Source organism: Streptomyces sp. NPDC058646, assembly GCF_042716875.1.
GTDB lineage: Bacteria > Actinomycetota > Actinomycetes > Streptomycetales > Streptomycetaceae > Streptomyces.
This window is the reverse complement of record NZ_JBHXRK010000010.1, coordinates 25,350-37,412: the sequence shown is the minus strand read 5'-3', so window position 1 is coordinate 37,412 and position 12,063 is coordinate 25,350. Positions and strand designations below refer to the sequence as shown.

The following is a 12,063-nucleotide window of genomic DNA, read 5'->3' as shown; positions in this document are numbered from 1 at the left end:
GGACATGCGCACATCAACCCCGGCCGGGGGCGTGACCGCCCCCGTCGCCCCACGGAAGATCACCGGCGCCGTCTGGACCGCCCTGGTCCTCGTCTACGTCGTCTGGGGCTCGACGTACCTCGGGATCCGGATCGTCGTGCAGACCATGCCGCCGTTCCTGTCCGCCGGGGCCCGCTTCCTCGCCGCCGGCCTGCTGCTGGCCGCCGCGGTCGCCTGGCGGTACGGGCCGGCCGCGCTCAGGGCCACCCGGGCCCAGGCCGGCTCGGCGGTACTGGTCGGCCTGCTGCTGGTCCTCGGCGGCAACGGCCTGGTCGTGCTCGCCGAGACCTCGGTGCCGTCGGGCCTGGCCGCGCTGCTGGTGGCCGCGGTCCCGCTGTGGATGGTCGCGCTGCGGGCGGCCGGCGGGGACCGCCCGCCGCTGCGCACCGTGGGCGGCGTCCTGGTGGGCCTCGCCGGGCTGGCGGTGCTGACCCTGCCGGGGGTGAGCGGGGCGGTGCGGCTGTGGGGGGTGCTGCTCGTCCTGGTGGCGTCGGTCCTGTGGTCGCTCGGCTCGTTCTCCGCGTCGAAGCTGAACCTGCCGGGCAACCCGTTCACCGGGAGCGCGTACCAGATGCTGGCGGGCGGCGCGGGCGCCGTCCTCGTCGGGCTGGTGCGCGGCGAGCACCACGGGCTCGACCCGGCGGCCTTCTCCACCGCGTCCTGGCTGGCCCTCGGCTACCTGGTGCTGTTCGGCTCGCTGGTGGGCTTCACGGCGTACGTGTGGCTCCTCCAGGCGGCGCCGCTGTCGCTGGTCTCCACGTACGCCTACGTCAACCCGGTCGTGGCCGTCGCGCTCGGCTGGCTCATCCTCGACGAGGCCCTGACCTGGCCCATCGCGCTCGGCGGGGCGATCGTCGTGGCGGCCGTGGGCGTGATCGTCAGCACGGAGCGCAAGAAGTAGCCCCCGGCCGGTACGGATCCTCGGGCCCGGGCACTCAGCCGCGTGCGGCCCGCTCGTACAGCGCCTTGGCGCGCTCGTCGAAGAGCGCGGCCGTGGAGTCCACGTCCGTGTCGCCGCCGCTCAGCACCCCGATCAGCCGCCCCGGGTGGTCCGGGCCGCCCCGGTCGGCGACCCAGGGGCTGCCGCTGGTGCCCGTCCAGAACCCCGCGCAGCTGATGTAGAGCAAGGCGGGGTCGTCCTCGTCGTGGCTGGTCTGCGTCGTGCAGGAGACGGGCTTGTTCTGCGGGTTGTGCTCGGACTCCGGGTAGCCGACGACCGTCACGTCCCGTTCGTAGCCGGAGGTCCAGTCGGGTTCCGGGACCTCCGCGCCTCCGCCCACCGCCTCCTGGACGCTCCGCCCGTCCCCGTCGGGCTCGATCGTGAGGAAGGCGAAGTCGGCGGTGTCCTCGCCCCACTTGGTCCAGCGGTCGTCCACGTGGACCGAGCGGACCTTCCAGACCCCCAGCGGCCGGCTGCCGGAGCCCTCCCCCGAGAAGGCGGGAGCGAAGGCGAGCTCGCCGATGGCCAGGCCGTCGTGGGCCAGCTCCCCCGGCTTCCCGTCCTCACCGGCCGGGGCCACGCAGTGCGCTGCGGTGGCGACGACGTTGCCCCGGGGGCTGTCGACCACGCTCGCCGTGCACCAGTGCTCCCCGTCGGCCATGAGCACGCCCACGGTGGGGAAGGGCTGCGCCGGCCGGTCGGCCGGCGCCTTGAGGGCCACGAGGGCGAAGACCGCCGCGACCCCGGCGACGGCTGCGGCCGACGCCCCCTTCACCACCGGGCTCACTGCACGCCGGGGTCGGGGGTCGGTCCGGACATCACCTTGCTGATCCACTCCAGGGAGCCCTCCCTCATGCCGCGTACGTACGACTTTCCGTTGTGCTCACCATCCTGGATCACCTGGAGCCGGGTGTGCACGGGACCCTTGCCGTAGTCCTTCATGAACTGCTCGGCCTTCTCGCGGCCGGTCTCCGCGGTGCCGATCTGGAAGTTGATGTAGACCTCCGGACCACCCTTCCTGATCAGCTTCTCGGCCAGCTTCTCCGGGTTGTCCGCGTCCATGGCCTGCGTGTTCCCCTGCCACAGCGGGGAGTCGGGGACGATGTCCGTGCCGCTCGCGATGGCCGCCTTGAACCGGTCGGGGTACTTCAGGAGCTGCTTGAAGCCGTTGAACCCGCCCGCGGAGGAGCCCATGAAGGCCCAGCCGTCGCGGGAGGTGAAGGTCCGGAAATTGGCCTTCGCGAAATCCGGGACGTCCTCGGCCATCCAGGTGCCCATCTTGGGCTGACCGGGGATGTCGGAGCCGTCGAAGTGGTGCTGGGTGTCGGCGTTGGTGACCGGCATGACGAGGACGAACGGCAGGCTCGTCCCGGCCTTCGCCCCGTCGCTCACGGCCTGCTGGAGACCGAGGCCGGGACCCGTCCCCCAGTAGTTCGTCGGATAGCCCCGGCCGCCGGGCAGGGAGATCAGGACGGGGAAGGCGCTCTTGGCGTACCTCGGCTCGTCGTACTCCTTCGGCACCCACACCCACACGTCACCCGTGAAGCCGGACTTCTTGCCCTTGAGGGTGGTCCTGCCGATCTGCGTGCCGTCCGGCATCCGGTGGGTGCGGACGAACTCGGCGGCCGGGCCGGTGGGCATGCGCACGCCGGGCCGGGCGTCGGAGGCCTTGGCGGCTTTCGTCTGCTGGACCTTCCCGAAGGAGACCGGATCCCCTATGTCGGAGAAGAAGCCGTACTTGTAGGCGACCGCGCCGCCGCCGGCGGCGAGGGTGAGCGCGAGCCCACCGCTGATCAGAATGAGGCGCAGGCGCTTGGGGCGACGGCTGCCCCCGGTCGCGGAGCCGCCGTCGCCTTGCTGGTCATGCTGCACGGAATTGTCCCGTTCCTTCTCCGGCGCCCACCTCGGAGCGCGGGCCGGACCGACTGGTCCCCCTTACAACCTGTACAGAGGTGTGAACGACCCGATGGGTTGCCTGGGACGGGTGTGGCGTGGCGCGCGCCACGCCGCCGTGCGGGTCCGCGCGGGTGCGGGGCCGCGCGGGCCCGGGTCGCGCGGGTGCGGGCGGGGTCCCGTCAGCCCGTCGCGGGCTTCGGGGCCTTGAGCACCTTGCTGATCCACTCCAGGGAGCCTTCCTTCATGCCCCGGACGTAGTGCCAGCCGTTGTGCTCGCCGTTCTGGATGTCGCGGATGGTCATCTTGACGGGTCCCTTGCCGTACTGCTGCTGGAACTTCGTCATCCGCTCCTTCCCGGTCTCCTTGGTGCCTATCTGGAAGTTGATGTAGACCTCGGGACCGTTGCTGTCGATGAGCTTCTTGGCGAGCTTCTCGGGGTTGTTCGCGTCCATCTCCGCCTGGTGGCCCTTCCAGAGCGGGGAGTCGGGGACGATCTCGCCGCCGCTGGCGATCACGGCCTTGAACTTGTCCGGGTGCTGCAGGACGGTCTTCATCCCGACGAAGGCGCCGGAGGAGGAGCCCATGAAGGCCCAGCCGTCACGGGACTTGTACGTACGGAAGTTGGCGCGGGTGAAGTCCGGGACGTCCTCGGCGATCCAGGTGCCCATCTTGGCCTGGCCCGGTATGTCGGACCCGTCGTAGTAGAACTTGTTGTCCGGGTTGAGCACCGGCATGATCACGATGAAGGGCAGGCTGGTACCGGCCTGGACCCCCTCGCTGATCGCCTTCTGGAGGCCGAGGCTGCGGTCGGACCAGTAGTTGGCCGGGAAGCCGTTGCCGCCGGGGAGCGCGATGAGCACCGGGAAGGCGCTCTTGGCGTACTTCGGGTCGTCGTACTCCTTGGGCGCCCACACCCACACGTCGCCCTCGAAGCCGGACTTCGCCCCGGCGAGGCGGGTCTTGGCGATGATCGTGCCGTCGTCGAGCTTGGTGGTCTGCTTGAAGTCGGACTTCGGGCCGGACGGCATGAGCACGTCCGGGTCGCCGGAGGGCTTGGGCGCAGCCCCGCCGGAGGCCTTCGGCTCCGGGGCCGCGGGCGGGGCGGTCTTGCCGAAGCTCACGGCCTCGCCGTTGCCGGAGAACCAGTCGAGCTTCCAGGCGGCGAACCCGCCGCCGCCCGCGACGAGCGCGAGGGCCACCACCGCACCGATCCACATCCCGCGCCGGGAGCGCCCGGGCCGCGGGGACTCGGGGTCGTCCTGCCGGGGCGGGACGGGGGGCTGCCCCGGGGGCTGCTCGCCGTACGGGCGGCCGTACGGGTCGCCCGACTGGCCGGCGTACCGGTCGCCCGACTGGTCGGCGGTCCGGCCGGCGTACTGCCCGCCGGACCGGCCGGCGTACTGCTCCCCGTACTGATCGCCGTACGACTCCCCGTACCGGTCGCCGTACTGATCGCCGCGCCGGTCCTCGGACCGCTGGTACGGCTCCTCGTACGACGGCTGGCCCTCGGGCCCCGGGCGCTGCGGGTACTGGTGCACGAACTTCGCTCCGAACGGTCATGACTGCCCTGTGGGCAGAACGGCTGGGCATCCCTTAGTCCTGATGTACGAATGCGCCGCACAGTTCCGAAACCGCGCAAAAACATGAAGGGAATCTCAGGCACCGCCACCCGTCCGCGCCCTCCGCGGACCGGCTCCCCCGCCGGAGCCGCTGCCCCTGCCGTTGAGCCATGACCCGGGCACAGGCGCCGGCCGGCCTCGCGGTCGAGCGCGAGATGACGATCCGCCTCGACGCCCGCAACCGCCCCGAGCTCGATGAACCCACCGGCGCCTACGCGCCCGCCGGGATCTTCCGGGGCACCCTCCGGCGCCCGGTGCCCTTCGGGGTCGGCCTGGAGACGACTAGACGTTGAAGCGGAACGTCAGGCACAACGCTCTCACCTGTGATAATGCGGTTCTCGGTGATCCATCCAGCACCGATCCAGCAGGGTGCGAATCCATCCAGCACATCCAGCACGAGCGATAGAGCGCCAGAGACCCGCAGCGCATGGTGTACATCTGGGACACTCGGTACGCTTGTGCGCATGACGCAGCCGCTGCCCATAGAGTCCATCCGTGATGTGCGCGCCCATCTGGCGGAAGTCGTGGAGCGCGCGGACCGCGACGACGTACCCACGGTGATCACACGCCGCGGCAAGGAAGTCGCCGCCGTCGTCTCCATCGAGGTCCTGCGCAAGTACCAGGAATGGGAAGAGCGCGAGATCAACCGGATCATCGACGAGCGTATGGCGAATCCCGCGCCCGGCATCCCGATCGAGGACATCATGAGGGAGACGCTGGCGCGCGGTGAGTGAGTACCGAAACGTCTTCCGCCCCGAGGCGCAGGCCGAGCTTCGGAAGATCCCTCGCGACACGGCACTGCGCATCCTGGCCAAGCTGACCGAGCTGGAGACCGACCCCCTCGGCTTCAACACCACCGCACTCGTGTCCCAGCCCGAGCGACGCCGTCTGCGCGTCGGCGACCATCGCGTCGTCTACACGATCGACAACGGAGAGTTGGTGGTCTGGGTCGTTCACGTGGGACACCGGTCCACCGTTTACGAGACCTGATTGCCGCTGACCCCACGTCAGAATATCCAGCACCCATCCAGCACGGTGATGACGGAGGGGTCGGACTCGACTGAGCCCGCCCCCCTCCTGACCTGCATGTTTGCCACGTCAGCGACGTGGTGTCACCTCATCCGCTCACACGTTGAAGCGGAACGTGTCGCGTAGAGCTTTGACCTGCGCAAACGTGATTCTGGGCGGGCTCCATCGTGCGGGAGCACCGCCTTCGCCCAGCGGCTCATGGGGATCTGCTGGACGGCGGACTCCACTGAGCCAGCGCCCTCAATGTCCGGCCCGTGTTCCGGGTTCTGACGTTCCAGTGCCCTCTTAAATCTGACGACTCAGCGCTTCGACGGAGCGCGACTGCCCCTCCTGCGCATCCGCACTTCTCTTGAGATGGTTGGCGATCTGGTGCGCGCTCCACTCCGTCGATTCGGTCTCGACAGCCAGCACGAGCAGCGATGACCCAGGGACACGAGGCCTGATGTCGACGATGACGTACGGCTCCGCCTGCTCGCGTTGCGCCTTCTCCGTGAGGGCGTCGGCTTGCGCGACCGCTCTCGCCTGACGTCGGTTGTAGACGAGAGCCCAGAACGCGGCCGTCGTCGAAAAGAGGAGAGCCGCCACGGAGATGACCACCGTGGCGATCTGGACCGACGAGTCGCTCATGGCCGGCTGCTGGATGGGTGGCCGGTTATGGCGCGGCCCATTGCCGAGAACCCTCCGGCCGGGATCGTCGGCTCTCCAGCTTGCGCTGCGGGCCGCTACCGTGAAGCCATGACCGCACTGCCCGACTGGATGCGCCCGCCGCGCGCGGAAGGCTGGTTCGCGGAGGACCTCGACCGCCTCCCCGAGGCACCCCGCCACACCGAGCTGATCGACGGAGCTCTCGTCTTCATGATGTCCCCCCAGCGGTCCTGGCATGGCCGCCTCGTCACCGCCCTGACCACCACGCTCATGGCGCAGGCACCGGCCGGCTTCGAGGTCGAGCGCGAAATGACGATCCGCCTGGATGCCCGCAACCGCCCCGAGCCGGACCTCCTGCTGACAGACCTGCCCTATGACCCCGACCGCACCTGGTACGCCCCGGAGGACGTGAAGCTCGTCGTGGAGGCGGTATCGCCCGAGTCCGCCCATCGCGATCGCACAGTGAAGCTCCGCAAATACGCGGAGGCCGGCATCCCGCACTACTGGTGCATCGAGGACGAGGGAGGTGCACCCGTCGTCCACGTCTACGAGCTCGACGAACCCACCGGCGCATACGCGCCCGCCGGGATCTTCCGTGGCACCCTCCAGCGCCCCGTACCCTTCGCGGTCAGCCTGGACCTCGACAAGCTCACGCCGCCCCGAAGCAGCTGAAAAGTCAGCACCAAGTCAGCACGGGAATGCAGAAGGGGTCGGACTCACCAGAGTCCGACCCCTTCTGACCTGCCCGTTTGACGAAATTATCTCACGTGCAGTAACGAAGGAACTACACGTTGAAGCGGAACTCGACCACGTCGCCGTCCTGCATGACGTAGTCCTTGCCCTCCATGCGGGCCTTGCCCTTCGCGCGGGCCTCCGTCACCGAGCCGCACTCGACCAGGTCGGCGAAGGAGATGACCTCGGCCTTGATGAAGCCGCGCTGGAAGTCGGTGTGGATGACGCCGGCCGCCTCGGGCGCCGTCGCGCCCTGCTTGATGGTCCAGGCGCGGGTCTCCTTCGGGCCTGCCGTCAGGTAGGTCTGGAGGCCCAGGGTCGCGAAGCCGACGCGGCCGAGGGTGGCCAGGCCGGGCTCCTCCTGGCCGACCGACTGGAGGAGTTCGAGGGCCTCGTCGTCGTCCAGCTCGGAGAGGTCCTGCTCCAGCTTCGCGTTCAGGAAGATCGCCTCGGCCGGGGCGACCAGCGCCGACTGCTCGGCCTTGAAGGCGTCGTCCGTCAGCTCGTCCTCGTCCACGTTGAAGACGTAGAGGAAGGGCTTCGTGGTCAGCAGGTGCAGCTCGTGGAGGAGGTCGCCCTGCTCCGTGCCCTTGGTGATGCCCTTCGAGAAGAGCGTGTCCCCGGCTTCGAGGATCTTCTGGGCCTCGACGACCGCCGCGAGGACGGCGACCTTCTCCTTCTGGAGGCGGGACTCCTTCGTCAGGCGCGGCACCGCCTTCTCGATCGACTGGAGGTCGGCGAGGATCAGCTCGGTGTTGATGGTCTCGATGTCGTCCTTCGGCGAGACCTTGCCGTCGACGTGCACGACGTTCTCGTCCTTGAAGGCACGGATGACCTGGCAGATCGCGTCCGACTCGCGGATGTTCGCGAGGAACTTGTTGCCGAGGCCCTCGCCCTCCGACGCGCCGCGCACGATGCCGGCGATGTCGACGAAGTCGACGGTGGCCGGGAGGACCTTCTGCGAGCTGAAGATTCCCGCGAGGACCGCGAGGCGGGGGTCCGGGACGCCGACGACGCCGACGTTCGGCTCGATGGTGGCGAACGGGTAGTTGGCCGCCAGCACGTCGTTCTTGGTCAGGGCGTTGAACAGGGTCGACTTGCCGACATTCGGCAGGCCGACGATTCCGATCGTGAGCGACACGTTGGCGACTTCCCGTAGCTGGAGGGGGCGGCGGCCCGGAGGTGGGCCGTCGGACAGTTTACTTTCCGATGAGTGGCGGTGGATGTACGCGTGTCCGCACCCGGATCCGGCGCTCCCCCCGCCTACTTTGGAGAGGTGGAGCAATACAGGACGCGACCGGCCCCTCACCCCCGGCGACCTCCGGTGCAGCGCCGGGGGCGGACGGACGCCGCCGTGCCCGTGCCGGTCCAGGGCGGGCCCCGGCCCGCGGTCGCGCGCCGGCCGCCCCGGCCCCGGCTGACGGGTCTGGGCGGCGGACTGTTCGCGTGCGCCGCCATGGTGGTGGCGGCCGGGATCGCCTGGCTGCTCTTCGGGGCCTCGCTCTTCGTCTACGGGCTGCTCTTCGTGCCCGTCGCCGCCGCCACCGCGCTCTGGATCCGGCCCGCCGACCTGGTCACCGCGCCGATCAGCGTGCCCATCGCCTTCGCCGCCGGAGTGTGGCCGATCTCCGGCGGCTCCGGCGGCTTCGGCGGGCAGCTGATGGGCCTGGTGTCGGCCCTGTCCCTGCACGCCGGCTGGCTGTACGCGGGCACGCTGGTCGCCGCGCTGATCGTCGTCGTACGCAAGGCCGCGCTGATCAGCAGGCGCCGGCAGCCCCGCAGGACCGCCTCGGCCTCCTGATCCGCGCCGGGAGCGCTAGTGCGGCAGGCTGTTCCGCGCCGCCATCGCCGCTCCCACGATGCCCGCGTTGTTCTGCAGCTCCGCCGGGACGATCTCGGCCCGGATGCCCTGGATCAGCGGGAGGAACTTCTCCGGTTTGCGGCTGACGCCGCCGCCGATGATGAAGAGGTCCGGGGAGAAGAGCATCTCCACGTGGGCGAGGTACTTGTGCACCCGGTGCGCCCAGCGCTCCCAGGTGAGCTCCCCGTCCTCCTTGGCCTTGACGGAGGCCCGCGTCTCCGCGTCGTGGCCGTTCAGCTCCAGGTGGCCCAGCTCCGTGTTGGGGACCAGGTGCCCGTCCGTGAACAGGGCTGACCCGATGCCCGTGCCCAGGGTGAGCAGGATGACCGTGCCGGCCCGCCCGCGCCCGGCCCCGTACGTCATCTCCGCGACGCCCGCGGCGTCCGCGTCGTTGAGGACCGTGACGGGCTGCCCGTCCAGATGGCGCGAGAGCAGCGCGGCCGTGTCCACGCCGATCCACGCCTTGTCCATGTTGGCCGCCGTACGCGTGGTGCCGCCGGTGACCACCCCGGGGAAGGTGACTCCGACCGGGCCGTCCCAGTCGAAGTTCCGCACCACCTCGACGACGCAGCCGGCCACCCCGTCGGGGGTGGCCGGCTGTGGTGTCAGTACTTTGTGGCGTTCCTGCGCCAGGTCGCCGCGCTCCAGGTCCACGGGAGCGCCCTTGATCCCTGAACCGCCGATGTCCACACCGAAGATCTCCATGGACATACGGTACGAAACGAGTTACTTATCGGCGACCAGTTCCGCGGCCTCGGCACGCAGGTCCCGGCGGAGCTCCTTCGGCAGCGAGAAGACGATGGACTCCTCGGCGGTCTTGACCAGCTCCACGTCGGCGTAGCCGCGCTCCGCCAGCCACTCCAGGACCTCCTCGACCAGCACCTCCGGCACGGAGGCTCCCGAGGTCAGGCCGACGGTGGTGACGCCCTCCAGCCAGGCCTCGTCGATCTCGCTCGCGAAGTCGACCAGGTGGGCGGCGCGCGCGCCCGCGTCGAGGGCGACCTCGACGAGGCGGATGGAGTTCGAGGAGTTCTTCGACCCGACGACGATGACCAGGTCGGAGTCGGCTCCCATGACCTTCACCGCGGCCTGCCGGTTCGAGGTGGCGTAGCAGATGTCGTCGCTCGGCGGGGAGACCAGCAGCGGGAACTTCGTCTTCAGCGCGTCGACCGTCTCCATCGTCTCGTCGACGGAGAGGGTGGTCTGGGAGAGCCAGACGACCTTGGACTCGTCGCGCACCTCGACGTTCGCCACGTCGTCGGGGCCGTCCACGATGGTGATGTGGTCCGGGGCCTCGCCGGAGGTGCCGATGACCTCCTCGTGGCCCTCGTGGCCGATGAGGAGGATGTCGAAGTCCTCGTTCGCGTAGCGGATGGCTTCCTTGTGCACCTTGGTGACCAGCGGGCAGGTCGCGTCGATCGTCGCGAGCTTGCCGCGCGCCGCCTCCTCGTGGACCACCGGCGCCACGCCGTGCGCGGAGAACATCACGATGGAGCCCTCGGGGACCTCCTCCGTCCGCTCGACGAAGACGGCGCCCTTCTTCTCCAGGGTCTGGACGACGTACTTGTTGTGCACGATCTCGTGGCGCACGTAGACCGGCGCACCGTACTGCTCGAGCGCCTTCTCGACGGCGATCACGGCACGGTCCACGCCCGCGCAGTAGCCGCGGGGCGCGGCGAGCAGGACACGGCGAGTAGCGGCAGCAGGGGCGGAAGCAGTCATGTGCTCCATCGTACGGGGGTCTCCAGCAGGCCCTACGTCCCCCGTACGGCACACACTGGCCCGAAACCCTGTCCCGACTGTCCCCCGGAGGACGGATGGCGTCCGCTACGGATTCCGGCAAGGCGGCGCCCTCCGCGCTGCGCCGGAGCCTCGGCTTCCGTGACCTGGTGGTCTACGGACTGCTCTTCATCGCGCCCATGGCCCCGGTGGGGGTCTTCGGGACCCTGGACGCCCTCTCGCACGGCGCCGTCGCCCTCGTGTACCTGGCCGCGACCGTGGCGATGGCCTTCACGGCCTTCTCGTACGCGCAGATGGTGCGGGTCGCCCCGCAGGCCGGCTCGGTCTTCACCTACGCCCGCAAGGGCCTCGGCGAGGCGCCGGGGCTGATCGCCGGGTGGATGGCGATGCTCGACTACCTGCTGATCCCGGCGGTGGCGTACCTCTTCTCGGGGATCGCCATGAACGCCCTGGTCCCGGAGGTCTCCCGGTGGGTCTGGACGGCCCTGGCCGTGGTGGTCACGACCCTGCTGAACCTGTGGGGCGTACGGGCGGCCGCGCGGGTGGGCTTCGCCGTGCTGGTGATGGAGATCCTGGTCCTGCTGGTCTTCGTGGCCGCCGCGGTGACCGTACTGGTCCAGGACGGGCCGCGGCGCGGCTGGCTCTCGCCGCTGACCGGGGACGGTTCGCTCGGCTTCTCGGTGGCGGCCGTGCTCGGCGCGGTGTCCGTCGCGGTCCTGTCCTACCTCGGCTTCGACGCGATCGCCTCCTTCGCGGAGGAGGTGACGGGGGGCTCGGAGCGGGTGGCCCGGGCGGTGCTGTCCTGCCTGGCGCTGGCCGGGCTGCTGTTCGTGGCCCAGAGCTACCTGGCCGCGCTGCTCATGCCCGTGTCGGCAGCGGAGCTGGCCGCGGATCCGGCGCAGCAGGGGCCGGCCTTCTACACCGCGGTGGAGTCCTCGGTCGGCGCCTGGATGCACGACCTGGTCGCGGTGAGCAAGGCCGTCGGGGCGGCGTTCGCGGCGCTGGCCGGACAGGCCGCGGCCGGGCGGCTGCTGTTCGCGATGGCCCGGGAGCGGCGGCTGCCGCGGGTACTGGCGCGCACCTCGGCCGGGACCCCGCGGCCCGCACTGCTGGTGGCGGCCGCGATCACGCTGGTCGCGGCGGTGTGGGCGGCGCGGCGCGACGACGGGCTGGGGCACCTGGTGTCGGTGGTGGACGTCGGGGCGCTGGTGGCCTTCACCCTGCTGCACGCCTCGGTGGTGGGCTGGTTCGTGGTGCAGCGGCGGGAGGGCGCGCCCACCTGGTGGAAGCACCTGGTGGTGCCGGTGCTGGGTGCGGCGGTGACGCTCGCGGTGATCGTCGGGGCCTCGTGGGAGGCACAGCTGGTGGGGGCCGTCTGGCTGGCGGCGGGACTGGGGGTGCTCTTCGCCCAGCGCGGGCGGCGCGGCCCCGGCGAGAGGTCCGGCGGGGCGTCCGGGGAGGGCCCGGCGGGCGGCCCCGGAGGGGTTCCGGCGCGGCTGCGCGGGCCCGACACCGGGGCCGGAGCCTGAGACGCTGTCAGCCGGGCCGGTTAGCCTGCGTGC

The 12,063-nt window shown here is 70.5% G+C and carries 14 protein-coding genes; 7 read left to right on the top strand and 7 right to left on the bottom strand.

Annotation, left to right across the window (positions count from 1 at the left end):
- Nucleotides 1-4: 4 nt before the first annotated feature.
- Nucleotides 5-940, top strand: a complete 936-nt coding sequence (locus ACFWUZ_RS14360; RefSeq protein ID WP_384371864.1) for an EamA family transporter — start codon at nt 5-7, stop codon at nt 938-940.
- A 34-nt stretch (nt 941-974) separates the two neighbouring features.
- Here ACFWUZ_RS14360 and ACFWUZ_RS14355 read toward each other — a convergent pair whose 3' ends face one another.
- The 3 genes from ACFWUZ_RS14355 to ACFWUZ_RS14345 all read right to left on the bottom strand — a co-directional run bounded on the left by ACFWUZ_RS14355 (nt 975) and on the right by ACFWUZ_RS14345 (nt 4,413).
- On the bottom strand, nt 975-1,757 hold the full coding sequence (locus ACFWUZ_RS14355) for a trypsin-like serine peptidase (RefSeq protein WP_384371862.1): 783 nt from the start codon (nt 1,755-1,757) through the stop codon (nt 975-977).
- A 5-nt stretch (nt 1,758-1,762) separates the two neighbouring features.
- Nucleotides 1,763-2,851 carry an alpha/beta hydrolase gene (locus tag ACFWUZ_RS14350; protein WP_384371860.1) on the bottom strand — a complete coding sequence of 363 codons (1,089 nt, stop codon included), beginning with the start codon at nt 2,849-2,851 and terminating at the stop codon, nt 1,763-1,765.
- Nucleotides 2,852-3,054: 203 nt separating this feature from the next.
- Nucleotides 3,055-4,413, bottom strand: coding sequence for an alpha/beta hydrolase-fold protein (locus ACFWUZ_RS14345; protein ID WP_384371858.1), 1,359 nt, complete (start codon nt 4,411-4,413; stop codon nt 3,055-3,057).
- A 191-nt stretch (nt 4,414-4,604) separates the two neighbouring features.
- Here ACFWUZ_RS14345 and ACFWUZ_RS14340 point away from each other — a divergent pair, with 191 nt between their 5' ends.
- The 3 genes from ACFWUZ_RS14340 (at nt 4,605) to ACFWUZ_RS14330 (ending at nt 5,484) form a co-directional block, all read left to right on the top strand.
- Nucleotides 4,605-4,787 (top strand): hypothetical protein, encoded by a 183-nt coding sequence (locus tag ACFWUZ_RS14340; RefSeq protein ID WP_384372233.1) that lies wholly within the window; start codon nt 4,605-4,607, stop codon nt 4,785-4,787.
- 171 nt (nt 4,788-4,958) lie between these two features.
- A complete protein-coding gene (locus ACFWUZ_RS14335; RefSeq protein WP_019434848.1) occupies nt 4,959-5,228 on the top strand; it encodes a type II toxin-antitoxin system Phd/YefM family antitoxin in 270 nt (89 codons plus the stop codon).
- Nucleotides 5,221-5,484 carry a type II toxin-antitoxin system RelE/ParE family toxin gene (locus tag ACFWUZ_RS14330; protein ID WP_384371856.1) on the top strand — a complete coding sequence of 88 codons (264 nt, stop codon included), beginning with the start codon at nt 5,221-5,223 and terminating at the stop codon, nt 5,482-5,484. Before ACFWUZ_RS14335 ends, ACFWUZ_RS14330 begins: the two co-directional genes overlap by 8 nt.
- A gap of 324 nt (nt 5,485-5,808) precedes the next feature.
- Here the strand turns inward: ACFWUZ_RS14330 and ACFWUZ_RS14325 are convergent, their stop codons facing one another.
- Entirely contained in the window at nt 5,809-6,150 is a 342-nt protein-coding gene (locus tag ACFWUZ_RS14325) for a hypothetical protein (protein ID WP_384371854.1), read from the bottom strand.
- 108 nt (nt 6,151-6,258) lie between these two features.
- Between ACFWUZ_RS14325 and ACFWUZ_RS14320 the strand changes: the two genes are divergently transcribed.
- Nucleotides 6,259-6,840: a Uma2 family endonuclease gene (locus ACFWUZ_RS14320; protein WP_384371852.1), complete on the top strand. Its 582-nt coding sequence runs from the start codon at nt 6,259-6,261 to the stop codon at nt 6,838-6,840.
- A gap of 112 nt (nt 6,841-6,952) precedes the next feature.
- Here the strand turns inward: ACFWUZ_RS14320 and ychF are convergent, their stop codons facing one another.
- Nucleotides 6,953-8,041 carry a redox-regulated ATPase YchF gene (gene ychF, locus ACFWUZ_RS14315; protein WP_384371850.1) on the bottom strand — a complete coding sequence of 363 codons (1,089 nt, stop codon included), beginning with the start codon at nt 8,039-8,041 and terminating at the stop codon, nt 6,953-6,955.
- A gap of 213 nt (nt 8,042-8,254) precedes the next feature.
- Between ychF and ACFWUZ_RS14310 the strand changes: the two genes are divergently transcribed.
- A complete protein-coding gene (locus tag ACFWUZ_RS14310) occupies nt 8,255-8,701 on the top strand; it encodes a DUF6542 domain-containing protein (RefSeq protein ID WP_384371848.1) in 447 nt (148 codons plus the stop codon).
- Between the two features lie 15 nt (nt 8,702-8,716).
- On the opposite strand, the gene ppgK is transcribed toward ACFWUZ_RS14310, so the two are convergent.
- Complete coding sequence (gene ppgK, locus ACFWUZ_RS14305) at nt 8,717-9,466, bottom strand: polyphosphate--glucose phosphotransferase (RefSeq protein ID WP_384371846.1); 750 nt, start codon at nt 9,464-9,466, stop codon at nt 8,717-8,719.
- 21 nt (nt 9,467-9,487) lie between these two features.
- The gene (locus ACFWUZ_RS14300) at nt 9,488-10,492 is read right to left on the bottom strand and encodes a 4-hydroxy-3-methylbut-2-enyl diphosphate reductase (RefSeq protein ID WP_384371844.1); all 1,005 of its coding nucleotides are present in this window, start codon (nt 10,490-10,492) and stop codon (nt 9,488-9,490) included.
- Between the two features lie 86 nt (nt 10,493-10,578).
- On the opposite strand from ACFWUZ_RS14300, the gene ACFWUZ_RS14295 reads away from it, so the two are divergent.
- On the top strand, nt 10,579-12,030 hold the full coding sequence (locus tag ACFWUZ_RS14295) for an APC family permease (RefSeq protein WP_384371842.1): 1,452 nt from the start codon (nt 10,579-10,581) through the stop codon (nt 12,028-12,030).
- Nucleotides 12,031-12,063: the final 33 nt, after the last annotated feature.